The organism is Candidatus Nitrosopumilus sp. bin_68KS, from assembly GCF_054095825.1.
This window is the reverse complement of record NZ_JBSWSP010000008.1, coordinates 1-26,650: the sequence shown is the minus strand read 5'-3', so window position 1 is coordinate 26,650 and position 26,650 is coordinate 1. Positions and strand designations below refer to the sequence as shown.

Annotated in this window: 34 protein-coding genes and 2 tRNA genes; 21 read left to right on the top strand and 15 right to left on the bottom strand. The window is 32.5% G+C overall.

All coding sequences use genetic code 11. The annotated features are described in order from the left end of the window. The first annotated feature begins 17 nt into the window (after window positions 1-17). Window positions 18-1,433 carry an amino acid kinase family protein gene (locus ACW9W3_RS02220; RefSeq protein WP_457764536.1) on the top strand — a complete coding sequence of 472 codons (1,416 nt, stop codon included), beginning with the start codon at window positions 18-20 and terminating at the stop codon, window positions 1,431-1,433. A gap of 150 nt (window positions 1,434-1,583) precedes the next feature. Here the strand turns inward: ACW9W3_RS02220 and ACW9W3_RS02215 are convergent, their stop codons facing one another. Further along, a complete protein-coding gene (locus ACW9W3_RS02215) occupies window positions 1,584-1,790 on the bottom strand; it encodes a hypothetical protein (protein WP_457764535.1) in 207 nt (68 codons plus the stop codon). A 98-nt stretch (window positions 1,791-1,888) separates the two neighbouring features. Here ACW9W3_RS02215 and ACW9W3_RS02210 point away from each other — a divergent pair, with 98 nt between their 5' ends. The 3 genes from ACW9W3_RS02210 to ACW9W3_RS02200 are packed head-to-tail and all read left to right on the top strand — an operon-like array spanning window position 1,889 to window position 3,599. Continuing rightward, the gene (locus ACW9W3_RS02210; RefSeq protein ID WP_457764534.1) at window positions 1,889-2,803 is read left to right on the top strand and encodes a branched-chain amino acid transaminase; all 915 of its coding nucleotides are present in this window, start codon (window positions 1,889-1,891) and stop codon (window positions 2,801-2,803) included. A 41-nt stretch (window positions 2,804-2,844) separates the two neighbouring features. Next, window positions 2,845-3,006, top strand: coding sequence for a hypothetical protein (locus ACW9W3_RS02205; RefSeq protein ID WP_457764533.1), 162 nt, complete (start codon window positions 2,845-2,847; stop codon window positions 3,004-3,006). A 38-nt stretch (window positions 3,007-3,044) separates the two neighbouring features. After that, complete coding sequence (locus tag ACW9W3_RS02200) at window positions 3,045-3,599, top strand: class I SAM-dependent methyltransferase (RefSeq protein WP_457764532.1); 555 nt, start codon at window positions 3,045-3,047, stop codon at window positions 3,597-3,599. A 29-nt stretch (window positions 3,600-3,628) separates the two neighbouring features. Here ACW9W3_RS02200 and ACW9W3_RS02195 read toward each other — a convergent pair whose 3' ends face one another. Next, complete coding sequence (locus ACW9W3_RS02195) at window positions 3,629-5,389, bottom strand: sensor histidine kinase (protein ID WP_457764531.1); 1,761 nt, start codon at window positions 5,387-5,389, stop codon at window positions 3,629-3,631. 156 nt (window positions 5,390-5,545) lie between these two features. Between ACW9W3_RS02195 and ACW9W3_RS02190 the strand changes: the two genes are divergently transcribed. Both ACW9W3_RS02190 and ACW9W3_RS02185 read left to right on the top strand, forming a co-directional pair. After that, a complete protein-coding gene (locus tag ACW9W3_RS02190; protein ID WP_457764530.1) occupies window positions 5,546-5,923 on the top strand; it encodes a response regulator in 378 nt (125 codons plus the stop codon). A 332-nt stretch (window positions 5,924-6,255) separates the two neighbouring features. After that, on the top strand, window positions 6,256-6,708 hold the full coding sequence (locus ACW9W3_RS02185; protein WP_457764529.1) for a GNAT family N-acetyltransferase: 453 nt from the start codon (window positions 6,256-6,258) through the stop codon (window positions 6,706-6,708). Window positions 6,709-6,746: 38 nt separating this feature from the next. Here the strand turns inward: ACW9W3_RS02185 and ACW9W3_RS02180 are convergent, their stop codons facing one another. After that, entirely contained in the window at window positions 6,747-7,238 is a 492-nt protein-coding gene (locus ACW9W3_RS02180) for a hypothetical protein (RefSeq protein WP_457764528.1), read from the bottom strand. A 77-nt stretch (window positions 7,239-7,315) separates the two neighbouring features. Here ACW9W3_RS02180 and ACW9W3_RS02175 point away from each other — a divergent pair, with 77 nt between their 5' ends. Continuing rightward, on the top strand, window positions 7,316-7,567 hold the full coding sequence (locus ACW9W3_RS02175; RefSeq protein ID WP_457764527.1) for a hypothetical protein: 252 nt from the start codon (window positions 7,316-7,318) through the stop codon (window positions 7,565-7,567). An 86-nt stretch (window positions 7,568-7,653) separates the two neighbouring features. Next, window positions 7,654-8,058, top strand: coding sequence for a hypothetical protein (locus tag ACW9W3_RS02170; RefSeq protein ID WP_457764526.1), 405 nt, complete (start codon window positions 7,654-7,656; stop codon window positions 8,056-8,058). Here the strand turns inward: ACW9W3_RS02170 and ACW9W3_RS02165 are convergent. Continuing rightward, the gene (locus ACW9W3_RS02165) at window positions 8,055-8,936 is read right to left on the bottom strand and encodes a radical SAM protein (protein ID WP_457764692.1); all 882 of its coding nucleotides are present in this window, start codon (window positions 8,934-8,936) and stop codon (window positions 8,055-8,057) included. The two genes, ACW9W3_RS02170 and ACW9W3_RS02165, sit on opposite strands and share 4 nt — an antisense overlap. Before the next feature lie 99 nt (window positions 8,937-9,035). Between ACW9W3_RS02165 and ACW9W3_RS02160 the strand changes: the two genes are divergently transcribed. From ACW9W3_RS02160 to ACW9W3_RS02135, 6 genes are all read left to right on the top strand, one after another. Then, window positions 9,036-9,338 carry an ArsR/SmtB family transcription factor gene (locus tag ACW9W3_RS02160; protein WP_457764525.1) on the top strand — a complete coding sequence of 101 codons (303 nt, stop codon included), beginning with the start codon at window positions 9,036-9,038 and terminating at the stop codon, window positions 9,336-9,338. Between the two features lie 25 nt (window positions 9,339-9,363). Beyond that, complete coding sequence (locus ACW9W3_RS02155; protein ID WP_048118166.1) at window positions 9,364-9,648, top strand: hypothetical protein; 285 nt, start codon at window positions 9,364-9,366, stop codon at window positions 9,646-9,648. 30 nt (window positions 9,649-9,678) lie between these two features. Further along, window positions 9,679-10,122: a hypothetical protein gene (locus tag ACW9W3_RS02150; RefSeq protein WP_457764524.1), complete on the top strand. Its 444-nt coding sequence runs from the start codon at window positions 9,679-9,681 to the stop codon at window positions 10,120-10,122. After that, on the top strand, window positions 10,112-10,468 hold the full coding sequence (locus tag ACW9W3_RS02145) for a reverse transcriptase-like protein (protein WP_457764523.1): 357 nt from the start codon (window positions 10,112-10,114) through the stop codon (window positions 10,466-10,468). The genes ACW9W3_RS02150 and ACW9W3_RS02145 overlap by 11 nt, the downstream gene beginning before the upstream one ends. A 65-nt stretch (window positions 10,469-10,533) precedes the next feature. Further along, window positions 10,534-12,630: a 4-hydroxybutyrate--CoA ligase gene (locus ACW9W3_RS02140; RefSeq protein ID WP_457764522.1), complete on the top strand. Its 2,097-nt coding sequence runs from the start codon at window positions 10,534-10,536 to the stop codon at window positions 12,628-12,630. Between the two features lie 72 nt (window positions 12,631-12,702). Further along, a complete protein-coding gene (locus tag ACW9W3_RS02135) occupies window positions 12,703-14,229 on the top strand; it encodes a 4-hydroxyphenylacetate 3-hydroxylase family protein (RefSeq protein WP_457764521.1) in 1,527 nt (508 codons plus the stop codon). Between the two features lie 209 nt (window positions 14,230-14,438). Here ACW9W3_RS02135 and ACW9W3_RS02130 read toward each other — a convergent pair whose 3' ends face one another. Then, entirely contained in the window at window positions 14,439-15,200 is a 762-nt protein-coding gene (locus ACW9W3_RS02130) for a signal peptidase I (protein WP_457764520.1), read from the bottom strand. A 39-nt stretch (window positions 15,201-15,239) separates the two neighbouring features. Next, window positions 15,240-15,977, bottom strand: coding sequence for a hypothetical protein (locus ACW9W3_RS02125; protein WP_457764519.1), 738 nt, complete (start codon window positions 15,975-15,977; stop codon window positions 15,240-15,242). Between the two features lie 115 nt (window positions 15,978-16,092). Here ACW9W3_RS02125 and trxA point away from each other — a divergent pair, with 115 nt between their 5' ends. Beyond that, complete coding sequence (gene trxA / locus ACW9W3_RS02120) at window positions 16,093-16,419, top strand: thioredoxin (RefSeq protein WP_048118145.1); 327 nt, start codon at window positions 16,093-16,095, stop codon at window positions 16,417-16,419. Window positions 16,420-16,484: 65 nt separating this feature from the next. Beyond that, window positions 16,485-17,018 (top strand): zinc ribbon domain-containing protein, encoded by a 534-nt coding sequence (locus tag ACW9W3_RS02115; RefSeq protein ID WP_457764518.1) that lies wholly within the window; start codon window positions 16,485-16,487, stop codon window positions 17,016-17,018. Between the two features lie 26 nt (window positions 17,019-17,044). Here the strand turns inward: ACW9W3_RS02115 and ACW9W3_RS02110 are convergent, their stop codons facing one another. Beyond that, complete coding sequence (locus ACW9W3_RS02110; protein ID WP_457764517.1) at window positions 17,045-17,401, bottom strand: zinc ribbon domain-containing protein; 357 nt, start codon at window positions 17,399-17,401, stop codon at window positions 17,045-17,047. 99 nt (window positions 17,402-17,500) lie between these two features. Between ACW9W3_RS02110 and ACW9W3_RS02105 the strand changes: the two genes are divergently transcribed. Further along, a complete protein-coding gene (locus ACW9W3_RS02105) occupies window positions 17,501-18,115 on the top strand; it encodes a hypothetical protein (protein ID WP_457764516.1) in 615 nt (204 codons plus the stop codon). A gap of 162 nt (window positions 18,116-18,277) precedes the next feature. On the opposite strand, the gene ACW9W3_RS02100 is transcribed toward ACW9W3_RS02105, so the two are convergent. Further along, window positions 18,278-18,352 (bottom strand) — tRNA-Ala (locus tag ACW9W3_RS02100). Between the two features lie 75 nt (window positions 18,353-18,427). Here ACW9W3_RS02100 and ACW9W3_RS02095 point away from each other — a divergent pair. The 3 genes from ACW9W3_RS02095 (at window position 18,428) to ACW9W3_RS02085 (ending at window position 21,503) form a co-directional block, all read left to right on the top strand. After that, window positions 18,428-19,819 carry a dihydroorotase gene (locus ACW9W3_RS02095; protein WP_457764515.1) on the top strand — a complete coding sequence of 464 codons (1,392 nt, stop codon included), beginning with the start codon at window positions 18,428-18,430 and terminating at the stop codon, window positions 19,817-19,819. Between the two features lie 70 nt (window positions 19,820-19,889). After that, on the top strand, window positions 19,890-20,780 hold the full coding sequence (locus ACW9W3_RS02090; RefSeq protein ID WP_457764514.1) for a hypothetical protein: 891 nt from the start codon (window positions 19,890-19,892) through the stop codon (window positions 20,778-20,780). A gap of 57 nt (window positions 20,781-20,837) precedes the next feature. Beyond that, complete coding sequence (locus ACW9W3_RS02085; protein ID WP_457764513.1) at window positions 20,838-21,503, top strand: protein-L-isoaspartate(D-aspartate) O-methyltransferase; 666 nt, start codon at window positions 20,838-20,840, stop codon at window positions 21,501-21,503. A 27-nt stretch (window positions 21,504-21,530) separates the two neighbouring features. Here ACW9W3_RS02085 and rpiA read toward each other — a convergent pair whose 3' ends face one another. The 7 genes from rpiA to ACW9W3_RS02050 form a co-directional block, all read right to left on the bottom strand. Further along, window positions 21,531-22,205 (bottom strand): ribose-5-phosphate isomerase RpiA, encoded by a 675-nt coding sequence (rpiA, locus tag ACW9W3_RS02080; RefSeq protein ID WP_457764512.1) that lies wholly within the window; start codon window positions 22,203-22,205, stop codon window positions 21,531-21,533. Next, a complete protein-coding gene (locus ACW9W3_RS02075; RefSeq protein ID WP_457764511.1) occupies window positions 22,206-23,168 on the bottom strand; it encodes a hypothetical protein in 963 nt (320 codons plus the stop codon). Then, the gene (locus ACW9W3_RS02070; protein WP_014964369.1) at window positions 23,169-23,336 is read right to left on the bottom strand and encodes a 50S ribosomal protein L37e; all 168 of its coding nucleotides are present in this window, start codon (window positions 23,334-23,336) and stop codon (window positions 23,169-23,171) included. A gap of 10 nt (window positions 23,337-23,346) precedes the next feature. Next, entirely contained in the window at window positions 23,347-23,583 is a 237-nt protein-coding gene (locus ACW9W3_RS02065) for an LSm family protein (protein WP_457764510.1), read from the bottom strand. A gap of 58 nt (window positions 23,584-23,641) precedes the next feature. Next, window positions 23,642-24,364 (bottom strand): creatininase family protein, encoded by a 723-nt coding sequence (locus ACW9W3_RS02060; protein ID WP_457764509.1) that lies wholly within the window; start codon window positions 24,362-24,364, stop codon window positions 23,642-23,644. A 5-nt stretch (window positions 24,365-24,369) separates the two neighbouring features. Then, the gene (locus ACW9W3_RS02055) at window positions 24,370-25,212 is read right to left on the bottom strand and encodes a formyltetrahydrofolate deformylase (RefSeq protein WP_457764508.1); all 843 of its coding nucleotides are present in this window, start codon (window positions 25,210-25,212) and stop codon (window positions 24,370-24,372) included. A 51-nt stretch (window positions 25,213-25,263) separates the two neighbouring features. After that, window positions 25,264-25,351 (bottom strand) — tRNA-Leu (locus ACW9W3_RS02050). A 47-nt stretch (window positions 25,352-25,398) separates the two neighbouring features. On the opposite strand from ACW9W3_RS02050, the gene ACW9W3_RS02045 reads away from it, so the two are divergent. Then, window positions 25,399-26,650 (top strand): phosphopentomutase/phosphoglucosamine mutase (locus ACW9W3_RS02045; RefSeq protein WP_457764507.1); only part of this gene is annotated, 1,252 nt, incomplete at its 3' end.

Here is a 26,650-nt window from a genome sequence, read left to right as displayed (position 1 = left end):
AGTTTTGATAAAATACTATGACTAAACTTGTAGTTGCAAAATTTGGAGGTAGTGCTGTAGGTCCAAATGGTGAATCCATCCCAAAAATTATTCAGCGTATAAATAATTTAAAAAAAGAATCAAAAGTAATTGCAGTTTTTTCTGCACCATTAACTATGGATGATGGAAAAAAACGTTCACTTACTGATGTAATTTTAGAGCAGGGCGAAAATGCACAGAATGGAATAATTCCTTCTTTGGATATTGTAAAATCTACCTATCAAAAAATTCTTGGAATGATAAATTCTGAAAACATAGAAAATTGTGAAAAAATCCTAAACTTGAATTTAGAAAAGGCACAAAAAGCACTTGATGAGGCATTTGGGAACAAAGAATTTGTAGATGAAACACGCTCAAGAGCACTGGCATTTTCTGGCGAGATACTAATGTCTCATGTGATGAATTACATTCTAAAAAGTAATGGTATAAAATCTGATTCGGTAGATTTTGATGATTGGCCAATAATCACAGATAATAACATTGAATCTACTAATTTTATTGCATCTAAATCCCGTGAGAACATGGATAAAATTGCGCAACTTGTAGAACAAAATGAAGTAGTTACTATAGGTGGATTTATTGGAAAAACAATTGAGAATGTTACAACCACTTATGAGCGAGGTGGATCAGATAGGACTGCAGCAGATCTTGGAATTTTATTCCACAAAAAATATGACACCCGTATAGATTTTGAGAAAGACAGTGCAGTAGTTTCTGCAGATCCAAAAATTGTAGAATCTGATCTAAGAGAAGTTTTCCAATTATCCTATAATGAAGCGCGATTGGCAGGAATGTTTGGGATGAAAATTTTAGATCCTATTGCAATAAAAGAGATTGTAGAGAACGGTGTAGATATGCCTATAATTATTACCAATATGAATAATCCAGAAAAAATTACTACCATAAAGAGAGTATTAGATGATCAAAAAGGACATCCAATAAAAATAGTAACTGGAAAAAAAAACTGCGCAATATTTAGAATTGAAACTAGTTCTATTCAAAAATTATTAACATCATTAGAAAAAGACAAACGCTACAGTGAGTTTGTAATATTATCTCCTTTTACAAAAGATGGAATAGAATTCTCTAGAATTTTATTTTTGGATGGAGATTATGTTAAGAGAAATGAAAAATATCTGTTGGCATTTGATTCTCTTGCAACAATAACATACAACAGAGGTGTAATTACACTAATTGGTGATGAGATGTGGCGAGTTCAACAAGTTGCATCAAGGACAAGTGCAAAGATTGGTGATGCAGGATTAAACATATTGAATATGGATGCACAAGAAGAAACTTCACGAATTATTATTGTTGTGGAAGATACAAATGACAACATCAGAAAAGCAATCAAAGCAATTCATCAAGAGATTTCAAAAATTAATTTTATTTAGTGAAAGTGTGGCGTACGGGTTTTTACACCTGTAAGCGCCATCGAGGGTTTGTTCTTGGACCATTATCTAGATTCAGTCCGGGCGTTACCCTAAACACGCGATACTATAAGTTACTCTTTCTAGTATATAGAGCTGATCTATATAGATAATTTACATACGCTCAGAGATGTACCACAATACAATCCCTATTCCCAATATTGCATACCATTTTAGATTTTTTTTATTCATGAAAATATTTGCTGAGCCTAAATCTTCATCTTTGTAGATAGTTAAACGAATTTTTCTCATCTCAAAACCTTGACCCACTAATCCTATTACGAGAAGAATAATTGCTACAAATCCGATGGTCCATTCCATAGCATTATTTGTCAATTATCTGATATTTAGATTCTATATTTACTAAAACTATGAAAAAAAGATAATTCTTTAAATTAGCATTGTTTTTTTCGACTCCTATGAAAGAAGTTGGTAAAATATGGATGAATGGAAAATTAGTACCATTCAAAGATGCCAAAGTACACGTACTAACTCATGCATTACATTATTCTACATCTATCTTTGAGGGAATTCGATGTTATGATACTCCTGGTGGTTCAGCAATATTTCGATTACCTGAACATCTTGATAGATTCTTCAAATCTGCAAAACTATATTCAATGAAAATGCAATTTACAAAAAAAGAAATTTTAGATGCAATAATTAAAACTGTCAAAGCTAGCGGACTTAAAGAATCATACATTAGACCACTAGCATATTATGGATATGGGACAATGGGTTTGACTCCTACTGAGAATAAAGTAGATGTCTCTATTGCATGTTGGGAATGGAAGATGGGTGAATCAAAAGCTGGTAAATTCTCTGGAGCAAAATGTAAAATGTCAAGCTGGATGAAAATTGATTCAAGATCTCAACCCATGCAAGCAAAAGCTGCATCAAACTATGCTAATGCTGCACTTGCAAGAATGGAAGCATTAGAGAATGGATACGATGAAGCAATAATGCTAAATTCACATGGTAAAGTTGCAGAAGGAAGTGCTGAAAACATATTTGTTGTAAAAGATGATATCATTCAAACACCTCCGCTTTCAGCAGGTGGATTGGAAGGAATTACTAGAGATAGTATTATTCAAATTATTGAAGAAAATAGTGGATTTGTAATTGAGCGAGATCTTGAAAGAGATGATCTTTATACCGCTGATGAAATTTTTATGACAGGTACTGCTGCTGAAGTAAAATCCGTGACTCAGGTTGATCAAGTAAAGATTGGAAACGGTAAGATGGGCAACATCACAAAAGCACTTCAAAAATCTTTTTCTGATGTGGTAATGGGAAAAGATGAAAGATTCTTGCCATGGTTGACATTTATCTAATTTTCCACGAAGTTTTTTACCTGCAAAATTGATTATACATTATGGATTCATGTACACCAGGTGAAACTCATGATATTTGCTGGTTTTGTAGAAAAGGACGTCATGAAGATTGCATGAAAGAAATCCCAACACAAGGTAGGTCAGATGGACCACATGATTGTACTTTTGACACAAAACTAATTCCTTGTAAATGTCAGCACTGAATAATTAATATCAAATACTGCTTTGTATGAATAATTTTATGAGTTACAACAAGGAATTTTGGGACAAATATGCTAATGAGAATGAAGCAAGATACAATGAAGAATTTGCAAAATTCACTCGAGATTTGGCTACATCCTTACACTGCACCAGTATACTGGAGATAGGTTGTGGAACTGGAATAGACTTGAGATTATTTTCAAATGACTTTCAAATTAATGGAGTTGATCTTAATGATAATGCCCTAGAGATTGCAAAAGAAAAGATACCTTTTGCAAATTTTAAAAAATCAAGTATTATTGATTTGCCCTTTGAGGATTCTTCAATTGATTTTATTTTCACACATCAATTATTGAATTATTTAGATGATGACACATTAGATAAAGGAATTGCAGAAATGTATAGGGTTACTGGAAAATATATTATGAATTGTGAAAAATTTGAAGAAACAGAAAAACAGATAGATGAAAATCATAAATTTCGAAATGTCTACAAAAGATGGATAAACTACAATGTACGTATTGTAAGTAACGTGGATATGCATGAAGACATAGATCCTGATAAATCTAGATTTACCCTACTAAAGAAATTATGAATCATTTCTAATTTTAGAAATTTTTTTAATTATCTTGGAATCATTATAGTAAATGTTGTAGGGTTGTTTTTCACAGAAATTTTACCTAGATGTTGTTCTACTATATTTTTACAACTAGCCAATCCTAAACCAGTTCCTTTTTGTTTAGTTGTGAATAGAGGTTCAAATACCTTGTCAATATTTTCATTTGATATTCCTTCTCCAGAGTCAATGAATTCGATTATAATGAATTCATTATTTTCAAATGATTTTATCTCAATATTGCCCCCATTTGAAATTTCTTGAATTGCATTTACAATAAGATTAATTACAACAGCTTCTAGTTTTACTGGATCGCACTTTATTTGTAAATCATTTTCAATAAATTTTAATTTTATATTGTCTGGTACGTTAATTTTCTCTATGCAATTTTGTATCAGTTCTGATAAAGATACTGATATTAATTTTAATGGAGAACTTCTTACATAACCCAAGACGTCATCTACCTGATGAGAGATTCTATCAATACTCTTCTTAATCAAATCTAATCGTTCCATTACTTTAACATCAGAAATTTTTGTATCACTGTTACTCTGATTTATCAAATCTACAGACATTTTCATTACTGACAATGGGTTTCTCATGTCATGTGCTAGACGACCTGATAACTCCCCTATCGTAGAAAGGCGTTCAGATTTTAATAGTTCTTGAGTTTTTACCTCTACCAGATGTTCTAGATTATTTTTTTGTTTTTCCAATTCATCAGTTCTAATTTCGACTAATTTTGATAGATTCTTGTTGATAACTAAAACAATAATTATAAAAACTGCAAGCATTGTGAGCACTCCAAATAATAGATTTTGTGCAGAAACACTCTGATTTGTTTGAATGTAGATTGCACTAATTACTGATGTAATGGTTACCAAAGATACTATAGTCAAAGTTAATGGAATTCCGTACTGCTTGATTGATTCATATTTTATATTTTCAGAAAAAAATGAAGATTGCTTTTCATCATTTGATGAACTTATAATTTTTAAACGGGTGTAGAGCGCAAAAATTAATACAATGTAACTAAAGTTGTACATCAAATCAACTGGATGTCCGTCATAGTATGAATCATCTAAAGTAGAAAAAAGAAAAAATGTATCTGAGATTGAATATATTATTATTCCAAATAATAATAAAATCCAAAAAAAGTTTGCACCTTTTTTAGAAAGAAATAAAATTCCAATTATCGCTGGAATCATTTCAAATGATGTTAATATTGGATATGAAAGTGCAATTAGTACTGCAAAAACTTCTTTTTCTGATATATCGTCATATGTAAAAAAAAGTGAAGGAATCAAAAATGAAAAAGATAACACAATTGCAAATAACCAAACTTTTTTGCTAACTGATTTTATTATTGGTTTTATTGAAATAAATAAAAATATTGTAAATAATGGATATGATAAAAAATAAAAAATATCAGCTTCTGATGGAAATGGTTCTCCTTCCCAAATAAAATCATAAGCTTGCCAAATTTGTTCAGCTATGAACCATGATGTTGCACCTAATGCAAAAAAGAAAAATGCTTTTGCCTGAAAGTGTTTTTGTCTAAATAACTTTATTGTAAGAACGGATGAATAAAAAGTTAGGATTCCTGGAAGAATAACATACACTGGAATTGAAATCCACCCAAATTGTTCATCATTAAGAAATGTTCTTAATTGATAGATGATGCTAATTGCTACTAAAGTTAAAATTAAAAAAATTAGAACCTGTTTATGATTTACACTTGATTTTGATAAAATACTATTACTGCTCAACGATTAGCCTCCCGAATCACCTATTTTGAGAATGTATAAAGATGTATTTTGTATATGCTGATAGTTTTAGGCTTAATTTTTTAAAAAAATATTCTAGTATGTATAAATTGTGACAAACGTAGTCTTTAATAGTAAAGTATGAGTATATGATGTATCATGAACAGTGTTATTCTGTTAGTTGAAGATGATAAAGACCTAATCTCTATCTATAAAGAAATTCTAGAATTACATGGATTTGAACTTCAGACAGCAGTTAATGGAAAAGAAGCAATTGAAAAATTCAAAAATGTAAATCCATCTTTAGTAATAATGGATGGTGATATGCCCATACTTGATGGATATGAAGCATTTAAACAAATCAAAGAGATTGATAAAAATGCTAAAGTTGTGATGGTAACTGGTTATTCACAACTTGATCCAAAAAATCAAGAAGCTGTAAAGGAAGGATTAATCAAAATAGTTTCAAAACCATTAGGTGTGGATGAATTAATTGCTCTTGCACAACAATATACTGAAGCAAAAATAAAGCCATAATTTTTCAAAATTTAAACAACGAGAAATTCTTGGGAAATATGTAAATCTAGGAATGATTTCTATAACATGGATTGTTTTCCAAACCTATCACTCTATTACGCAGAACAAGGGATTATCGTTATGAATAATACTTCAAAATAATATTTAACCATGAACAATGTTTTTGTCTGATGCTAACACTTTGAACTATTTTCTAAAAAGCATCCAAATTCTGGAACCAACAAATATCCCAACTGCACATATTATTAGTACAATCATAATTGCCTGTCCTACATCTTCCATGTTTCTTTTAGTATCAAGCAGTTCTTAAAGTATGATGTACTGAGATCTATATGGAAAATACGGATGTACGAGAGGCTTCAATTAAAGATATTCCTATTATTCTTGGATTGCTTTATGAACTTGGTCGTCCAAAACCCCAAAAAGACTCAGATGTTGATTCTTTTAGAAAACTAGTAAAAAAACACATTGATGATGATGATAAAAAAATTCTTCTTGTGCAACTTAATGATACTGAAATAATTGCAATGGTAAGTATGATTTTTATGCAAAGACTCAATCAAAATTCTTTAGAATTATATATTCCGGAATTGATTGTACGTGAAAAATTTCAGCATAAGGGAGTAGGCAAAAAACTAATCAACTATTGCATATCTATTGGAAAAGAGAAAAAATGTCATAGAATTAGGCTTGAATCCGGCAATCAACGAAATGAATCACACCAGTTTTATAAAAAATTAGGCTTTGATCAATCTGGCCTTTCATTTACCCTTTCTTTGAATTAGAATATTTGGTTTTCAATATGGAAAAACACTGGATTCATTCATCCTATCTTACAACAATTTTTACTTTGAAGACCTCTTGTAATCCAAAAAATGGAGAAAATCAAAACTCCTACTGAAATAAATTTTAATTCTAATCCTTGCATTGGAAATAATGATAATCCTCCTACTGCCCCCAAAATTACAGCTAGTGGAGCGGTACATGCAGGACATCCTGGAGTAAATGCTGCAAAGGCCCCTCCTAAGACAGCTGATGAATTACCTTTGATGGAATTCACCATCTTCATTCTTTTAATCTTAAAAGCCATCATTGCAAAATTGATCCCAGCCAAAGCTGAAATGATTACTGTTAATACAACTGTTGTAATGATATAAGATGGCATTAATTCCATTGTAGTCTCTAAATGAGATACTAGCATTGACATTGTCAAAAAATAATAGATTATTCCCAATCCAAGACCACTAATTATGGCTATTGTAGCATATCTTCTTGTTGTAAGAACATTTGAAATTAACTGTAATTTGCTTACCAAGTAGGATAATTCACAATTCATCATATTTTAACTATATACAACCAAAGATTCTTAGCCACAAAAGAATGAGAAAACCTATGACTGATTTCACTTTTGAAGAAAAAATTATCCTTGTTCAATATGCAATTAAAAAATTTGAAAATGAGGAAATAGTCCTTGAAAAATTAAAAAATATCTTATCTGAAAAAGACATTCAAAGAAATATCGATACTCTTATTGGAACTCAAAAAGTAAGGAGAATCGGTCCAGAAAATATTCAAAATAACGAGAGTCATACCGAACTTCCTGAACTTCCAGAAAACCTTAAATCCATAATTGAAAATCTTTAATCTAAAAATTCTTAAATCACTCCAATTCTAGATTTATTATGAAAAAATTCATTTTATTTTCAAGCATTTTGACTTTAACAATTCTTTTGTCTTTTTCTTTCGATCCAGCTTTTGCTCATCCACATCCAGGAAATATTTTGATCAATAATCACACTCATGAACCATTTATAGAGATTATTCCAATTAATTCAATGATTGGACTTGAAAAATCAACTGTTTTCTTCCATGCTCCTTCAGGAAATACATTACCATGGGGATTTGTTGAAGGAACAGTTACAAATCATGTTGAAGGATATCCTGTGATAATTCAAATCTTCAAAAATAATGATGCTGTTCACTTTGCCCAAACCGATATTGGAGAAGATGGTGTTTACGAATACAAATTTAGAATACTAAATTCTGACAAACATCATACAACCAAAATATTTGAAGGGGATTATTCAGTAAAGATATTCAAAGTTGTCTATCTTAATCAAGAAAATCTAATTTAGAATCCGCGCAGACCTTGTGGACGCATAATTTCTGGATGCTGCTTCATCCATTCTACTTTCTCTATCATCTCTTTCTTGTCTTGAGGAAAAGTACCCTTGATTGTATATGCATTTGAACCGTGATTTGCTCTAAAAACAATCTCATCTTTTGTATCAATTTGACTTAGCAGATCATGAAGTTCCTCTAATGATTCATCATCATTAATTCTGACAAATTCCCCATTATACTTGTCAAGAAATTCTTGTTTGATTCCATTTTCTAAATAGAGAGTCAGCGCCCCTACATAATTTGGAGAACATGCGCTTATAACTTCAGCAGTCCCCTTGATGTGCTCTTTTGAATATTTTTTCCCTCCTAATCCCAAAATCACCATACATGACATAATGTATCCTGCTTCTTTTGCTTTGTTAACAGACTTGATGATTGTTTTTCCAATGGCTCCTTTTGTTACTTTTTTTAAAACAATATCTGAACCACTTTCTATTCCTAAATAAAACATGTCTAAACCTGCTTCATTCATCTTCTTTAATTCTTCAGATGATTTTTTTAGAATATTCATTGGCATTGCATAACATGAAATTCTTTCAAGATTTGCAAATTTTTCTTTAATGTACTTTACAATTTTTATCATATATTCAGAATCAAGATTTAATGCATCTCCATCTGCAAGAAAAACTCGTTTAGTTTCTGGAAGATAATTTGCCATCATGTCAATTTCAGCTTTAACATCATCCCATGGTCTTTCTGAATATTCTTTTGATCTATACATATCACAAAATGAGCATTCATTAAACGAACAACCTAATGTCACCTGAAAAATTAATGATCTAGCTTCTGATGGAGGTCTGTATAGTGGTGCATCATAATTTAACATCATATCTTTCAAAGAAATTTGTTTTATTCTGTTTTTATACTTTATACTTTCTTTCAACCCCAAAATACCTTTTAGTAGTAATTCAAAAGAATTTCATATCTAATGGCAAATGATCCTGATGCAAAAAGACTCCTTTGGTTTGTTTTTGCAGGTTCACGTGGGGGATTAAATAGATTAAAAATTATTTCAAAATTAAATGAAAAACCATTCAATACTAATCAACTAGCTAAAGAGATGAAATTAGACTACAAAGCCATTCAGCATCACATCAGAGTTCTTGAAAAGAATAACATGGTTACCAAAGTTGGGGAAAAATATGGTGTTGCATACTTTATCTCTAACTTTCTTGAAGTAAATATGGCGACATTTGAAGAAATTGAAGCAAAATTGGACAAAAGTAAATAAAAGCTCTAAAGGTGTTTTTGACTAAATGGAAACTACTTCTCTAATCTTATCTATTGTTTCAATTGCCAATATGGGAATATTGGGAATTTTGATTGCAATATTTGGAAATATGTACACAAAAACACGTGCACAACTTCCATTAGGAATGATTGTTGTTGCAGGTATGTTGTTTTTACATAATGTTATTGGATCTCTTGCATATTTCTCAATGGAAGAAATTTTTTCTCATGAAATATTCCCATACATGTTAGGAGTGGGAATTGCAGAGCTAGCGGGATTGTTAATTTTCCTTAAGATTACTTTAGATTGAGTTTAATTGTAACAAACAGAACCAAAAAATATGTTACAAGAATATCTGAAGCTTAACAAAAATATTCTAATTGCATTTGCAGCATCAATCATCATTTCTGCATTAATTGCACAAATTTTATCTGAACAAACAGATTATCTAAATACAACTTATACCACAATTGTCGATTATGTGATTTTTTTCTCAGTTTTTAGCGGATTATTTTATTTTGAAAATAGAAAAAAATATCGGTTGGTATCTGGTGACACTGATACTGTAAAACTAAAGGCAGATCTAAAAAAATTAGTTACGTCTTTAGGAATAGCAGAAATTGTATATACCGTTGTTCGATGGGTTTTACAGTTTTATTTTTTGACAATTAACTATGATCCGTATTTGGCATCAATTGCATCACAAGGAATATCAACAATAATTTACATGGTAGTAGTTAATCTTAGTGTGAAGATTACGAGGTTATACAAAGATGGGAATTAGTGTTTATGTAGATGGTTCTGGAGGTCCAAATAGTGGTTTTGGATTTTTTGTAAAAGAAACAGGAGAATCATTTTATGAAAAAAAACCAGAGATTACAAACAATCAAGCTGAATACATGGCAATAATTTCTGCGTTAAACAAATTTGTTAATTCTAATGATAAAATTATAATTTACAGTGATTCTAAAAATACTGTAAATCAACTCAATCATGAATTTGCAATAAATAATGAACAGCTTCGAGATCTAGCACGTGAAGCTTGGAATGTAATGGGTAGATTTTCAAATCTTTCAATTATTTGGATTCCTAGAAAAGAGAATCTGGCAGGAAAGATGTTGGGAAGCTAAAAAAATAGAGATCAGAATTTTCTATGAATAACTTTATTATACAAAATCCTTAGATTCAATTTATCATGACAGATTCTGTAATTTTATCTCCCAAATCAATTGCTGTCATAGGAGCATCTGATAAAAGAGGAAGTGTTGGTGCTACAATTACATCTAATATTATGAATGGTTTCAAAGGTTCAGTTTATCCTATTAGCCCATCACGGGAAACTGTATTTTACAAAAAAGCATACAAGAGCGTTTTGGATGTTCCAAAACCAATTGATCTTGCAGTTGTTGTAATTAAAAATACACTAGTTGCACCTGTCTTAGAAGAATGTGGTAAAAAGAAAATCAAAGGAGTAATTATCATCACTGCAGGTTTCAAAGAAGTTGATGAAGAAGGCGCAAAACGTGAACAAGAACTAAAAGATATCGCTAAAAAATACAACATTCATGTAATTGGACCAAACTGTCTTGGTGTAATGAATCTTGATCCAAAAACAATGATGAATTCTACATTCCTTAAGGTTACACCAAAGTCTGGAAAAATTGCACTTGTATCTCAAAGTGGTGCAATATGTGCAGCACTAGTTGAAGATGCTAGTGCACAAGGAATAGGTTTCTCAGCAGTTGTAAGTCTTGGAAATAAAGCTGTAATGAGCGAAGTTGATGTTCTAAAGATTCTTGCAAATCATAAACAAACCAAAGTAATCGTAATGTATCTTGAAGACATGGGTGATGGTCAAGAATTTCTTAAAGTTTGTAAAAATATTACTAAAAAACTCAAAAAACCAGTTCTTGTGCTCAAATCAGGACGTAGTCCAGAGGGTGCAAAGGCTGCTATGTCTCATACTGGTGCTTTGATGGGTTCAGATGAAATCTATGATGCATTACTAAAACAATCTGGCGCAATCCGAGTTGATACTATGGAAGAACTATTTGATTATGCAACTGCATTTTCAAAACAACCATTACCAACAGGTGGTGATCTGGTTATTGTATCAAATGCTGGCGGTCCTGCAATAATATCAACTGATGCATGTTCAAAAATGAAAATTAAAATGGCAGATATTACTAGTGTCCGAAAAAAAATTGACGAAGTTATTCCACCATGGGGAAGTTCAAGAAATCCTGTTGATATTGTAGGTGATGCTGATTTTAATAGATTCCATAATGTTTTAGATAGAGTACTAAAGCATCCAAAAGTTGCCTCTGTAATTTCTATGTGTACACCATCTGGAACTCTCAACTATGATAAACTTGCCGAAGTAATTGTTGAAATGTCAAAGAAATACAAAAAAACAATGCTCGCAAGTCTGATGGGACTAGATGAAGGAATTACAAACAGGGAAATTTTAGCTGATGGAAATGTTCCATACTATACATATGCAGAAGGTGCAATTAGAACACTTTCTGCAATGATAAGATTTTCTAATTGGATTAAATCTCCAAATGGAAAAATTACTAAATTCAAAGTAAACAAAGCAAAAGCAAAAAAGATCTTCGATAAAGTCAAAAAAGAAAAGAGACCTAATCTTCTTGAAGAAGAAGGACAGGAAGTACTCAAAGCATATGGGTTACCATTACCTCAAAGTGCACTTGCAAAAAATGAAGCAGAAGCAATTAAGATTGCAAAGAAGATTGGTTATCCTGTTGTGATGAAAATTGCATCCCCTCAGATTATTCATAAATCTGATGCAGGTGGTGTTAAAGTAAATCTTACAAATGACACTGAGATCAAAGATGCATTCAAAACAATTATCAAAAATGCTAAAAAATACAACAAGAACGCAGAGATTAAAGGAGTTTTGATTGTAGAGATGGTAAAAGGTGGTAAGGAATTAATCATTGGTTCAAAACTTGAACCTGGTTTTGGTCCAGTTATTATGCTTGGAATGGGTGGAATCTATGTAGAAGTTCTAAAAGATGTTACATTCAAACTTGCACCAGTTACTGATATTGAAGCTGATGACATGATAGCCTCAATTAAAACTCAAAAACTTCTTCAAGGTGTTAGAGGTGAGAAACCATCTGATATTGCAAAACTCTCTGAATGCATTCAGAGATTATCACAACTTGTTTCTGACTTTAAAGAAATTAAAGAATTAGACATGAATCCAGTACTTGTTATGGAAAAGGGTAAGGGATGTCGAATTCTTGATGTCCGAATTGGACTCTGATCGCATTTCATTCCTATATCTAATTCATGCGTTTTTAGAATATTTATACAACATCGAAACTAATATTGTTAGATGGCTAACGTTTTGAAGACGATTAGAACAGGCGATGATTATATTGAAAGTCTCAGAGGTAGGGATCTTACTATTTACCTCTTTGGAGAACTTGTAAAAGAACCAGTAGACCATCCAATGATTAGACCATCAATAAATGCAGTTGCTGAAACTTATGATCTTGCAGTTAGAGAGGAAGAACTAGCTTCTGCAAATTCATCCCTTACTGGATTAAAGGTTAACAGATTTTTACACATTGCAGAAAGTGCTCAAGATTTAGTGTTGCAAAATAAAATGCAAAGAAAACTAGGACAGAATACAGGAACATGTTTCCAGAGGTGTGTTGGAATGGATGCATTGAATTCTTTACACTCTACTACATTTGAGATTGATGAGAAACACGGAACAGATTATCATAAAAAATTTTTAGAATTTGTAAAGATGGTTCAAAAAGAAAATCTTGTTATCGGTGGGGCAATGACTGATCCTAAAGGTGATAGAAGCAAAGGACCTGCAGAACAAGATGATCCAGATCTGTTTACAAGAATTGTAGATAAAGATGAGAAAGGAATCTATGTTTCTGGTGCAAAAGCTCATCAAACGGGTTGTATCAATTCACATTGGATTATTTTAATGCCAACAGTTAGACTAACAGAAAATGATAAAGACTGGGCAATTGTTGGAGCAATTCCAGCTGATGCAAAAGGTGTTACTTACATCTATGGTAGACAGTCATGTGACACTAGAAGTATGGAGGAAGGTGATATTGATGATGGTAATGCAAAATATGGTGGACAAGAGGCATTAATCATTTTAGACCGGGTGTTTATTCCATGGGATAAAGTTTTCATGAATGGCGAATATGAATTTGCGTCAATGCTCATAGAGCGTTTTACTTGTTATCATAGACGAAGTTATGTCTGTAAAACAGGCCTTGGTGATGTACTAATTGGTGCAGCAGCAACTATTGCTGATTACAATGGAGTTCCAAAGGTATCCCATATCAAAGACAAAATAATTGAGATGACTCATCTAAATGAAACAATATTTGCTGCAGGACTTGCATCTTCTCACCAAGGACATAAGATGAAATCTGGTGTTTATCTTAATGATGATATGCTTGCTCAAGTTTGTAAGCATAATGTAACTCGTTTCCCATATGAGATTAGTAGACTTGCACAAGATATTGCTGGAGGACTGGTAGTAACTCTTCCATCTGAAAAAGATTTTCGACATCCAGTAGCAGGACCTCTATTGAAAAAATATTTGGCAGGTCGCAAGGGCGTTGATATTGAAAATAGAATGAGAATATTAAGATTAATTGAAAACATGACTCTTGGTAGGAATGCAGTTGGATATCTTACCGAGTCCATGCATGGTGCAGGTTCTCCACAAGCACAAAGAATTCAAATTCAAAGACAAATGCAAGTAGGATACAAAAAGAATCTTGCAAAACATTTGGCTGGCATTACAAATGATGTTGAAGAACCACATGAACCATCTGATTACTTTAAGCGAGTTTTCAAAACTAAAGAATCTGTTCTTTAAATTATTCCCAATTCAATTTAACAAGTAGATATTCAAGCCTAGATTTTTTACTAATTCATAAATGATTCTACTATTGAAACTAATAATTTCTGAGTATCCTTTTTTAGTAAATTTCTCGTAATAACATCACCATGCAAGCAGGACGATCTATTGCTTGAATCTAAAAAAGCATATGTGAACCTGTTTGCCTGATTTTTAGCCGAACTTATCTATTTCTTTTTTACATCAGTTTTTTTATCATCAACTGATTCTTCGATGGATTCATCTATGCCTTCCATTTCTTTTTTCATTTCTTCCATTTTTTCTAAATATTCAGAATCCTCCGAGTTTCCTAATTCATCAATTTCTTTAGATTTTTCTGTATGCTCAGAATATTCAGAATCTTTTTCTATTTTATCAATATCTGATAACTCTTCTATATTTTCAGCGTTTTCAGAATTAAGCGGATCAGAAAGTGGTAGTTCTTTTTCACTTTTCTTCTTTGCCATCTGTTTTACAACCATTATTCCTATCACAACTGCAATAATGACATAGTTGATTGGTGGTTTTAGTAACTGTGTAACATATCCGACCTGAGGAACTACATGTGCTACTTTGCCTATGTATTCCTCTTCAGTAATTGGAAAATCAGTTCCTGGAATTGATGCAGGATTTGCATCACCTTTTGTTCTAATTGTTTTTGGATCATCATCAATTATTGATGCTACTCTATGCACAATTACTCTATTATGATCAGATGGCCGATTAAAAACAATAATATCTCCAACTTCAATATCTTCAAAAGGTTCATGTCCTTGTACTACTAGTACATCATAAACTTCTAAAACAGGAATCATACTTCCACTTGCAACTACATAAAATGGATTTTGGGTTCCAAAAGCAACTTGTAATCCTATCCAAATAACTAAAACTCCAACGCCTACAATGACAATATCTTTGATAACACCTTTGGAGATGGATTTTTTTGCCAATTACATTATCGCCTTAGTGTCATTGATTAAATTTGCTAACTAAATCTTGGTTCCACACTCTTCACAGAATTTGGAACCTTCTTTATTTCCAAATCCACAATTTGAGCATTTTCCAGGTTGAGATGTATCTTCTGGATTTCCTAAAAGAATTACTTCGCCAACCTTTTTGATATTACTCCATGGAATACTACCTTCAGAACCATCATTTTTAGTAATTACTAAAACCATTGATTGTGTAGAATCAATTCCAACTTGTTTTGCTATTCCAATCTTGTTTGCATTTTCATCATATACACCTCTTCCTTCAATTGAACTAACTGATGTTGCTGGACCTGGTTGTGTAACTGTTTCTTGTGGGGTTTGTACCGTAGGTTCTACTGTAGGTTGTACAACTTGTTGGGGTGCACTTTCAACTGAAGGTTCTAATGGTTTTGCAACTCCTACATCTCCAGCTTCATCTTGTTTTCTAAATTCTCTATATTCCGCAATTGATGCATTACATGAATTACAAATGTATTGACCTTTTTCATATAGTATAAGATTTTCAGCAACTTCTTCATTGGGATTTTCAAATTCTATTTTTGGAGAACCCTCAAATTCTTTTTCACAAGTATTGCAAAAATGTTTAGTGATTCTTTCAGCTTCTAGTCTTCCAATTGGTGCTAAAAATAGATCTGGGCCGCCTAGATTGCCTTTCATCTGTTGTTCATCTGTAACTGTGGCCATAACATAGCCTCCAGAACCCCGTAATTTCTTTAATCTAAGCTCCGAACTCATGTCTGGGTTTTGTCAAAACGTCATTTAAGTATATATGAAATTTTATTGTACAACAAAAAATATGGTGTTAATTCTGGTGAACATTTTTAGGTACGTTTAACTCAATATTATTACAATGGGAATTACTCAAATTTCAGATGCAAAGTCGTGGGAAGTCGATGTGATAAATTCTGACGTTCCTGTATTTGTAGACTTTTGGGCCGAATGGTGTGGTCCATGTAGAATGGTAGGTCCAGTAGTTGAAGAATTGGCTAATGACTATGATGGCAAAGTAAAATTTGTCAAGGTTAATGTTGATGAAGCCAATGAATTGGCATCTAAATACAATGTCTTTAGTATTCCAACCTTAATCCTCCTTAACAAAGGCGAAATAGTTAGCCAACAAGTAGGTGCAGCTTCAAAAGAATCATACAAAAATATGATTGATAGAGCACTTGCATAAACTCAAACACGTTTTCCTCTTTTTTGATCCTAAAGTAATTAATATTCCAAAACTTTAGTGAGAATATGTCATTTGGTGAAGTAGATACACTAAACATGTTATTTGATAAACTACAGAGTTTGTTTGATGAATCTCAAGGCTACTATGAATCTTTTCTAGATACAAATAACATGTACAAAAAAGGTCAGCTTAGTGACAAAGAATTCTTCCAAAAATTAGGTGATTATACAGTAGCATATTCTGCATTAGAATTTCTTGCAATCAAAGTAATATTTGAAATGAAAAAATCAATGGGTTCTGGTTCTGGAAATACCCAGTCTCCTGGTTTGATGCCTGGAATGGCTAATCCTGGAATGATGGCAGGAGGAATGGGTGCACCACCTAGAGCCGGAACTGCACAAAATCCAGTTGGTGGCGGTCCGCCAGGAATTGTTTCTGCACAAGAAGCATTTGGAGATGTTGGAACTTTACCATCTCCTGATCCAGCTTTGGTGCCTAGACAAACTGCTCCACAAACTAATGCTGATGGATGCACTTCATGTGGTGCTGCATTAAGAGCCAATGCAAAATTTTGTACAAAATGTGGCGCTAAAGCATAAAATTATTTAAAAAATTTTTAATTATTTTATTGTGTTGTACCACATTCAGGACAAAACTTTGCAGTAGCAGATAAACTCGATCCGCATTCTGAGCAAAACTTCCCATCTGTCTGTACTTCATTGAATGCATTTCCTACAACTGCTGAACTTCTGACAGCTCCTGATGGTTCATATTTATCATCATCAATTAAGACTGGTTGAAAATCCTGTTCTATCAAATAAGTCATCATTCTTGGAATTCCTTCTCCCTCATTTTTTGGATCTGGTACTGAATCGCCTAACCAAAATGCAAATCTCATTAGAGTTAATTCGGGTGTAGAGAATGCTAAAGTATGTTTTGACATGTAATCTTGTGCAGCTTTTTTGCCGTCAAAAACTTCCATGAATATTATATTTTTTATTTATGTATAATAGTTTCTGGAATAGTATTCATTCGAAATGTTTTAACTTAATGGATAGCTATTATGTTTGGGTTAAGGGGCATGGGAAAATGTGATTTTAAAGAAAAGCTAATTGTGATCGGATTTCTTGTAGGAATATTTTTGCCTCTAAGATTGATTTTTGTAGAATATGTATCTGATTATTGGCTAGGCAATTTTGGTCTAATTTCTGGATTAGGTATTTTGATACTTATTTTAGCCAGAAAAGAAAGATTGGGAAAAATTGGAAGTATTTTAGAAAAGCAAATGAAAAAGACCATTTTTGGAAAGACTGGAAAATTTGTAATTGGAATATCTGTTCTCTCATTACTTTATTTCGGCAGTTCAATATTTTTCATGGAGAGAGGAGAATCTATTTTTTCTGAGGACAAGGCAATGTTTTATGATGCTATAATTTCAAACAATGATTTAAACCAAATTAATCCAAATAATCTAAAAAATATCCATATTGTATATGATTCTGAGAACAGAATATACTCTACATTTGATTATGCATTTTCAATTACATATGCTATAATGAATGAGTTTTCTGGTGGATGGTTAGAACACTTGTATTTCATTTTACTTGTAGAGCAAGTTGAAATTTTAGGAATTTTCCTCTTTTGCCGTATTTATTCTAGACCAATTATTTCAATCCATGCACAGTTTTCAGATTAATCAAACACCATACTAAGTGTAATAATTTTGTAGAAAATTTGTGAGAATCTATATTCCAATTAGACCTTCAAGAAAAAATATTTCTGAAGATGCTGATTATGACCTAGATGAATGGTAATTAAATTTAAAATAAAATTATAGTTGCATTACTTTGAAAAGTTATGGTGGACCGGGAGAGAATCGAACCCTCGACATCCTCGTTGCGAACGAGGCATTATACCCCTAAATCACCGGCCCAATGAACTATCTCTTAGAGTTGTGCTTTTATTCATTTTCTCAACGCATAATAGACTGCAAGCATAATGTTCTCATATGACGTATGACACTGTGATTATTGATTCACACGTTATTCTTCCTCAAGGAATGGTTGACAAAAATATAATCATTGATGAAGGAAAAATAATTGGTTTAACACATGATACTCCTGCATGTGATAATAAAATCAATGGAAATGGATTGATTTCTGTCCCGGGCCCAATTGATACTCATGTTCACTATGGTGTCTATTCTCCAATTAATGAAGCAGCAAAAACTGAATCTCATGCAGCAGCAATTGGTGGAATTACAACTATGATGAGGATGCTACGATTAGGAGATCCATTTACAAAATCATTGCAAGCTCAACTCAATGCGGCATCAAAGTATCATTATGTAGATTATGCTATTCATGCTTCAATTTTTACTAAAACTCAAATCAATGAGATGAATTTTTGTGTTGATAAAGGAATCACATCTTTTAAGATTTACATGAATCTGGGTGGTGAAATTGGTCATGTTTACATGGATATGCCCCCTGATTCGTTTGATCTTGTATCTGCCCAAGTAGATGTAACTGATGAAATAGTTGAACAGACAGTAAAGAATGCAGCGTCCCTTGGTTGTCCAGTATTAGTTCATGCTGAAGATTACGAGTCATGTGGTTGTGGAATAAAGACTGCAAAAGAGAAAAAACAAGATGGATTGCATGCCTGGTCTGAAAGTCGCTCACCTGAATTTGAGGCAAAAGCAATCAAGACAGTATCTAAATTTGGACGGGATTACAATTGTGTGATTTACTTTGTGCATATTGGCTCTGAGAGAGCTTTGGCACAAATTGAAGAAGAAAGAAAACTAGGAACTAAAATTTTTGTTGAAACTTGTCCTCACTATCTTACCCTATCTTATGAGAAACAACAGGGGTATTTAGCTAAAGTAATGCCTCCAATTAGAACAGAAAAAGACTCCAAAGCTGTATGGGATGCTTTAGCAAACAATTTGATAAACACAATTGGTACAGATCATGTTGCAAATCAATTAAAACTTAAACTTGGTGGAGATGATGTATGGGGGGCACTTGCAGGTTTTCCAGGAATTGGAACTGCACTTCCAATACTACTCAATGATGGAGTAAATCAAAATAGAATATCTTTAGAACAATTTGTAAAATTTACTAGCCAAAACGCTGCTCAAATCTTTGGAATGTATCCACAAAAAGGAACTCTGGAAAAGAATTCAGATGCAGACATTACTATGATAGATTTAAAAAAAGAAAAAAAGGTTACATCAGATTTGTTTGGGGGATTTTCTGATTATATTGTATATGAGGGAAAAAATCTAAAAGGCTGGCCTGTAAAAACACTTGTGCGAGGTGAAGTCATTACTGATAACTTTGAAGTCATCGGTAAACTTGGACATGGCAAACTAGTAGATAGAAAAATTACTTAAAATTTAATTCAGGATTTTATATTTAATATTGTGCGATTACTTTTTATGAATAAAAATTGAATTTATTCTATTGAATTTTTATTTTATTTTTTTACTTTTGATTGTTCTTGGCATTTCTATAGTATCTATTGAAAATTCTTTTGCCCAAAATATGTCTCCTCACCACCAATGGACAACTATCGCAGATCCTGATACTATCACCTGTAAATCTGGTCATTTATTATTGCAAAAAAATGATGGTACTCCTTCTTGTGTGATGCCTTCCACATACCTAAAACTGATTGATAGAGGATATGGCAACTATGATTCATCAATTATGAGTAAACGTCCCGTTATGATGAATCAACTGATGCAAAATATGGTATCAAATGAAAAATTAATGTATCATTGGCATGAGATGATGCAGAAAAATCCAACTATCTTGATGCATACAATGAATGATTGGGTATCTCAAATGAAAGAAAATCCTGAATTAATGAGAAATATCTTGGGTCCTATGGCTAGTGAACCTCAATTACGTGAAAAAATGATTCAGGCAATGAAAAATCATCCTCACATGGAAAACTCTCTTAAAATACATTCAGCGTGGATGGATTCAGTTCATCACTCAATGATGAATTCTGGAATGGGTACAGGAATGCATGGTACTTTATGCTCCTGGTGTCCTAGTTACAAGATGGATTCTAGTTTCATTTCAACAGAATTTTCAAATTCAGATCGAATGATGGGTATTATGCATGGAATGTGGGTTAATTCTGGCATGAGTTATGACATGCATCAACTAATGATTCAAAATCCCTCACACATGTCAACGATGTCAGAACAAATGATGAATCCAATACTTGATTCAATAATGAATGATGAAGATTTACGTCCGCAAATGATAGAATTATTGTTAGAACATCCTGAATTTATGAACTCTATAAGACATTCTAATTCTGAAACAAATGCTGACCATTAAAATCATTTAGGGCAATTTGCAGAGTGTTTTAATTGGAAAAAATACAAATTAAATTAATTGATAAAAATTCCAATAGAAAAAAAATACCACACAGCATTAAATGATTTAATTAATTATTTAAAAAATTCACGATTTCTTAATGATAAAAAAGTTGAAGATGCTTTTAGAAGTATTCCTAGACATGAATTTGTTCCATCATCTGAATTAGATTATGCATATAACAACGAACCACTCCAAATTATGAAAAATCAAACCATTTCTCAACCAGGTGTAGTTTCAAGAATGACTGAATGGTTAGATGTTAGAAACGGACAAAAAATCCTTGAGATTGGTACTGGTTCTGGATGGCAAGCTGCGATTCTTTCTTACTTGGTTGGTGAAGGAACTATTTATTCTGTTGAAAGACATACACAACTAGTAAAATTTGCACAAGAAAATCTAAAAAAATTAAACATAGATAATGTTCATGTAGTTCTCGGTGATGGTAGTATTGGATATGCTAAAGAATCACCTTATGATAGAATCATAATTACTGCAGCATGTACTGAAATTCCTTTGCCACTAATTGAGCAACTAAAAGAAGGTGGACTCATAATTGCGCCTGTTGGTGACTCTTCACAATCATTAGTTTTGTTACAAAAGACTTTAAAAGGAATTATTGAAATCAAAAACGAATCACATTATGTCTTTGTTCCACTACGTGGAAAATTTGGAAAAAAGTAAAGATTTTCTTTTTTAATAAAATAAATTCTAAATGATATCGAATTTGCCATTTGTTTTGGCTCTGTAAATGGTATCTGGTTTTCTCAGAAAAATGCCTGACTCTAAAACTCCTGTTGTTTGCTTAATTTTCTGAGAAAGTATTTTGGGATTTTTTATTGTTCCAAAATCACAATCTAAGATTATGTTGCCGTTTTCTGTAAAGAATGGATATCCTCTATCAAGTGAGCGTAATTCTGTCTTTCCTCCTAATTTCTCAATGGATCTAACTACTGAATTTCTTGCAAGTGGATGAATTTCTACTGGGACAGTTCTTGTGAAATTTTTTACAAACTTTGTCTTATCTGCCATGACTACAACTTTTTTTGCAAGACTAAACAAAATATTTTCTCGTAATAATGCTCCTCCGCCTCCTTTGATAACATATTTTTGAGAATCAATTTGATCTGCACCATCAAAAACGACATCAATATGGTTAACTTGATCAGCTTCTACTAATGGAATACCTACTTTTTCTGCAATCAATTTGATTTGCAAAGATGTTGGAATTCCTGTTATGTTATAATTTTTTAGTCTGATTAATTTTCCAAGTGACTTTACAAGTGTAGTAGCTGCCCTTCCACTACCTAAACCAATGATCTGATTGTCTTTAACCAACTTTAATGCATCATTTGACAATGCCACGATGGCATTATCGAAGGACAATTACTCTACCTCTGCTTGATCGAGCTTTGATAAAACTCTCATGATGTTTCCTTTGATTTTGTCTAAATCATCAGTATCATCATCAAAGTCATCATCTAATGTTGTAGTTTTTGGTTTTTCTGGTTCTGGTAATGCTTTGTGTTCTGTAATTTTTGCTACTTTGTTAATGTCTGGTTTAGTTTCAATACTTGTTTCTGGTGTTGGTGTAACTGATTGAATAATCTCTATTTTATCTTCAACTTTTGGTTTTGGTTGAATTATTTCTTCAACTATCTCCTCTTTAGGTTTGATTAGTTCAGTTTGCATCACTCTTGGTTCTGGCATTGGTTTCACAACTTGTTTTTCTTCTTTCTCAAAGAGTGGGAATTTTGGTTCACTTTTTGAAATGTTTGTTAGTGTAGTTAATTCAAATGATTGTCTTGATTTTGTTGCAGGAATTTCAATTGGTTTTGACTCTGTCTTCTTTGGGATATCAAAGTTGAATGTATTTTTGAAAGATTTTGAAATATCTTGTTTTGATTCTTTCTTTACTTCTTTCTCTTTACTTTCTGCTTCAACTTTAGATGTTACAATCTTTGATGATAACTCGTACAATCTATCGTCTAGTTTTGATAGTTTTTGATCCATCAAAGTAATCAAACCGTCGCCAACTGGGCCCAAGTCTGGATGTTTGCTTGCCTGTTCAAGTTTTTCTAGCTTTGCTAAAACAATTCCTAGTTGATGTTGATATTTGAGTAACAGTTTATCTTTTTGAATTTTAGAAAATTCTGTGTCTGCTTGATATAATCTTGAAATTGTTTTGGTAAGAATATCTTTTTCAATTTTTAAAGAACTAATTTGACTTTTAATATGAGAACTTGCTCCTAGACTAAGTAGTTGATTTTTATCTCTTGGCATTTTTCGTACTGCAGCAGCAGTTGCAACACCTGCTAATGAACTAAGAATTAAAACAATTTCTTGCATCTATGTATACCATTTAATCCAGGAATACTTTCTGCGTTTAGCCTCTGGGAATCCACAACTTGCGCATTCGTGATGACGCTTATGGAGTGAGTTTTTACCACATCGTCTACATCTGATGTGAACTTTTTTCTTTGTAAAACCACCCATAGAAGTTGTGCCTTTAGTCATCTCAAATCACCTAATGTTGTGCTGGTGGAGGAGATATCATAACAACATTGTCTCCTCTAACTACAATGCTTCCAAGGCTTTTTGAATCGCCTTCAGCAGGAATTTCCTCTGAAGAATCGAGTAGCAGGTTCATGTGTTGGTCAAAACCTAGAAGCAAGCCTCTAATGGTTTTGTTTCCTTTGAGTTTTATCAATACTACTTGATTGATACTCTCATCCAATACTTTTACTGCCATATCAACGGACATCTATAATCACTTATTGACTTGGATATTGAGGCGTTATATTAAATTTCCATTGGTGAAACTATGAGCTATGCCCAGTAAGGCAAGTTTGACACCTTTTTGATAGATTATTGATGATTTCAGCTAAAATTGCTTGCCCTTCTTTCTTTGTTGCTTTTGTTGGATCTCCCCAAATTCCATTTTTTGTTGCTTTTGGAAATGACTGATTGGCTAGTTTTCCAAGTTTCTGAATTTCCTTTTTTGTCATTTTATCTGTGATCAGTCCTTTTTTAGCTGATTGCATTTTGACATTTTTTGAAATTGCAAGCATTAGTGATGTTTCAACAAACCCTGCATGATCAAACTCTTTTTTCATAAAATGCCAATATGATAATGGGAAGACCTTCAGCTTATTTTTAGAGAGTTTCTTTAGTTTGACATCCATATTTTTTATTGGTTTTAGATTACCATGATGCCCATTAATTATGAAAACTGTTTTAATTCCATTTGATAATAACGACATACACAAATCAGAAAGAACTGTACGAAGAGTTGATTCTTTAATACTCAGATTAAAAAATGGTGCATGTTCAAATGAAACTCCATATGTAATAGTTGGAAGTAGGAAAAATCCATTTTTCTCAGAAATTCTTTTTGCAACCTCACTTACAATATCTGTATCAGTAGATATTGGCAAATGTGGACCGTGTTGTTCAATTGAACCTACTGGAATTACTGCAATTTGTTTTTTCTTTAAAATTAATCTTCTAAGATTTGGATCAAACTGAGATTTAATTTCTACCATCTAATTCACTTAGATTTAATGTGAACCTTTCTCCAACGAACTTCAAGCTTGTTTTCTAGATGCATTTTTGTTGCTTTGAGTAGTGTATCTGCCTCCAGTTTTTGCCCCTTTGTCTTTATTTTTTCAAGAGTATCATTAGGATCAACCTTGAAGGAATCTTGGAATATGATTGGCCCTTGATCCAAGTTTTCTGTAACGTAATGTGAAGTTACACCAACAATTTTTGTGCCTCTCTCAAAAGCCTGTGCATATGCTAGTGCACCTGGAAATGCAGGTAACAATGAAGGATGAATGTTAATGATTCTGTTTGGGTATCTCCAAACAAAGTTGGGACTAAGAATTCTCATATATCTTGCAAGAGTAATCAAATCAATATCGTATTTTTTACAGATTTGAATAATTTTCTCTTCTGCTTTATCTTGATTTTTTTCGTCTACTGATACAAATGGAATATTTACCTTTTTTGCTAATGGCTCTAATGTTTTTTCAGTACCAACTATAACTGATATTTTTCCTTTTAGTGACTTTGCATTTTTAAGAATAGTTTCAAGGCACAATGGTTCTTTTGTTACAAATACTGCAATGTTTTTTTGCGAATTAGTTTCATGATGTGTACTTACATCCATCTTTTCTTTTTTAGCTAAACTTTGAATCTCTGAATCAAATTCCTTTACATCAACTGATTTTGAGAATGATACTTCCAGATACATTCCAAAAAGACCTTTGATTACATTTTGATTTACTTTTTCAATGTTACCACCTTTTGAAAATGCAAAATTAGTGAATGTAGCTACAATTCCCTCTCTATCTTTACCAACAACTGTAATTCCAACTACTGTCTTTTTCATGACTTTGTTTCATGAATATTTTCTCATTATTAATCATTCACAGAAATAAAATGGTGCGGGAGGTGGGATTTGAACCCACGAACTCCTAAGAGATAGGGTCCTAAGCCCTACGCCTTTGACCAGGCTGGGCGACTCCCGCAACGATTTTGCCATTAAACACAAATTTATCTATTATTGAACAATGACATGGCAAAATTTTTTGGAACTAATGGAATACGTGGTGTTTTCTCTGAAGATTTTACTTTGGAATTTGTACATGATATGACTTTGGCTATTGGAACTTATTTTGAGAAAGGACCTGTTCTAATTGGATATGATGGACGAGAATCAAGTCCAATTATTTCCAAGGTTGTCAGTTCATCTCTTAATTCAATTGGTATTGATTGCAATGTTGCAGGAATTGTTCCAACACCATGTCTTGAATTTGGTGTAAAGAGTTTGGGATATTCTGGTGGTATAATGATCACTGCATCGCACAATCCTCCACAATACAATGGCATCAAGCCTGCTGCAAAAGATGGTGTGGAGATTTCTCGTGATGATGAATTAATCATTGAAGATATTTACTTTAAAAAAAATTGGATTACACGTCCTTCAAAATGGGGTACTACAGGAATAGAGACGCGAACAATTGAGACATATCTGAATGGAATATTTTCTCATATTGATTCTAGGCTTATAGAATCAAAAAAGTTTAGAGTTGTTTTAGATTTAGGAAATGGCGCACAGGCAGTATCTGCACCAGATTTTTGTAAACAGTTACAATGTGAAACTTTTTTGGTAAATCAAACCATTGATGGCAATTTTCCCGGACGTGGTTCAGAGCCAACACCCCAAAATCTCTCAACACTATCAAATACAGTAATTGAAAACAATGCGGATCTTGGAATTGCTTTTGATGGTGACGGTGATAGAAGTATATTTTGTGATAATAAAGGTAATATTTTAACCGGTGACAAGTCTGCACTTTTACTTACTCAACATATCTTAAAGAAGAATACGAACTCTTTGGTTGTAACTTGTTTGAATTCGGGTTCTAACATTGAAAAAATTGCTGAGAGGTTTAATTCTAAAGTTATTCGAACCAAAGTTGGGAGTGTTGAAGTTTCTAGGAAGATGGTTCCAACTAATGCATTAATTGGATTTGAGGAAAATGGAGGATTTATGTATGGTAAACATAATCAAGTACGAGATGGTTGTATGACGTTAGGATTAATGCTTGATCTTTTGGCAACTTCTGGAAAATCATTATCTGACGAGATTTCTCTTTTACCCCCCTCCTTTACTACAAAGGACAAGGTATCATGCCCCTCTGAAAAAGTAGAAGAATTGATTTCCTCTCTTAAAGAAGAGTTTCCAAGTTCAGATATCACTGATGGAATCAAAATTTCTGATGATCCTAAAAATTGGGTAATGATTAGACCTAGTGGAACCGAAC

Bases quoted from the DNA above. Each gene is read 5' to 3' on its own strand.
- ACW9W3_RS02095 (WP_457764515.1), top strand. From the start codon at position 18,428: ATGACGTATGACACTGTGATTATTGATTCACACGTTATTCTTCCTCAA.
- ACW9W3_RS02160 (WP_457764525.1), top strand. From the start codon at position 9,036: ATGGCAAATGATCCTGATGCAAAAAGACTCCTTTGGTTTGTTTTTGCA.
- ACW9W3_RS02060 (WP_457764509.1), bottom strand. From the start codon at position 24,364: ATGGTAGAAATTAAATCTCAGTTTGATCCAAATCTTAGAAGATTAATT.
- ACW9W3_RS02105 (WP_457764516.1), top strand. From the start codon at position 17,501: ATGGGAAAATGTGATTTTAAAGAAAAGCTAATTGTGATCGGATTTCTT.
- ACW9W3_RS02190 (WP_457764530.1), top strand. From the start codon at position 5,546: ATGAACAGTGTTATTCTGTTAGTTGAAGATGATAAAGACCTAATCTCT.
- trxA (WP_048118145.1), top strand. From the start codon at position 16,093: ATGGGAATTACTCAAATTTCAGATGCAAAGTCGTGGGAAGTCGATGTG.
- ACW9W3_RS02125 (WP_457764519.1), bottom strand. From the start codon at position 15,977: ATGAGTTCGGAGCTTAGATTAAAGAAATTACGGGGTTCTGGAGGCTAT.
- ACW9W3_RS02135 (WP_457764521.1), top strand. From the start codon at position 12,703: ATGGCTAACGTTTTGAAGACGATTAGAACAGGCGATGATTATATTGAA.
- ACW9W3_RS02110 (WP_457764517.1), bottom strand. From the start codon at position 17,401: ATGGAAGTTTTTGACGGCAAAAAAGCTGCACAAGATTACATGTCAAAA.
- ACW9W3_RS02115 (WP_457764518.1), top strand. From the start codon at position 16,485: ATGTCATTTGGTGAAGTAGATACACTAAACATGTTATTTGATAAACTA.
- ACW9W3_RS02210 (WP_457764534.1), top strand. From the start codon at position 1,889: ATGAAAGAAGTTGGTAAAATATGGATGAATGGAAAATTAGTACCATTC.
- ACW9W3_RS02150 (WP_457764524.1), top strand. From the start codon at position 9,679: ATGTTACAAGAATATCTGAAGCTTAACAAAAATATTCTAATTGCATTT.
- ACW9W3_RS02155 (WP_048118166.1), top strand. From the start codon at position 9,364: ATGGAAACTACTTCTCTAATCTTATCTATTGTTTCAATTGCCAATATG.
- ACW9W3_RS02185 (WP_457764529.1), top strand. From the start codon at position 6,256: ATGGAAAATACGGATGTACGAGAGGCTTCAATTAAAGATATTCCTATT.
- ACW9W3_RS02145 (WP_457764523.1), top strand. From the start codon at position 10,112: ATGGGAATTAGTGTTTATGTAGATGGTTCTGGAGGTCCAAATAGTGGT.
- ACW9W3_RS02220 (WP_457764536.1), top strand. From the start codon at position 18: ATGACTAAACTTGTAGTTGCAAAATTTGGAGGTAGTGCTGTAGGTCCA.
- ACW9W3_RS02065 (WP_457764510.1), bottom strand. From the start codon at position 23,583: ATGTCCGTTGATATGGCAGTAAAAGTATTGGATGAGAGTATCAATCAA.
- ACW9W3_RS02165 (WP_457764692.1), bottom strand. From the start codon at position 8,936: ATGATGTTAAATTATGATGCACCACTATACAGACCTCCATCAGAAGCT.
- ACW9W3_RS02200 (WP_457764532.1), top strand. From the start codon at position 3,045: ATGAGTTACAACAAGGAATTTTGGGACAAATATGCTAATGAGAATGAA.
- ACW9W3_RS02205 (WP_457764533.1), top strand. From the start codon at position 2,845: ATGGATTCATGTACACCAGGTGAAACTCATGATATTTGCTGGTTTTGT.
- ACW9W3_RS02215 (WP_457764535.1), bottom strand. From the start codon at position 1,790: ATGGAATGGACCATCGGATTTGTAGCAATTATTCTTCTCGTAATAGGA.
- ACW9W3_RS02140 (WP_457764522.1), top strand. From the start codon at position 10,534: ATGACAGATTCTGTAATTTTATCTCCCAAATCAATTGCTGTCATAGGA.
- ACW9W3_RS02055 (WP_457764508.1), bottom strand. From the start codon at position 25,212: ATGAAAAAGACAGTAGTTGGAATTACAGTTGTTGGTAAAGATAGAGAG.
- ACW9W3_RS02075 (WP_457764511.1), bottom strand. From the start codon at position 23,168: ATGCAAGAAATTGTTTTAATTCTTAGTTCATTAGCAGGTGTTGCAACT.
- ACW9W3_RS02175 (WP_457764527.1), top strand. From the start codon at position 7,316: ATGACTGATTTCACTTTTGAAGAAAAAATTATCCTTGTTCAATATGCA.
- ACW9W3_RS02070 (WP_014964369.1), bottom strand. From the start codon at position 23,336: ATGACTAAAGGCACAACTTCTATGGGTGGTTTTACAAAGAAAAAAGTT.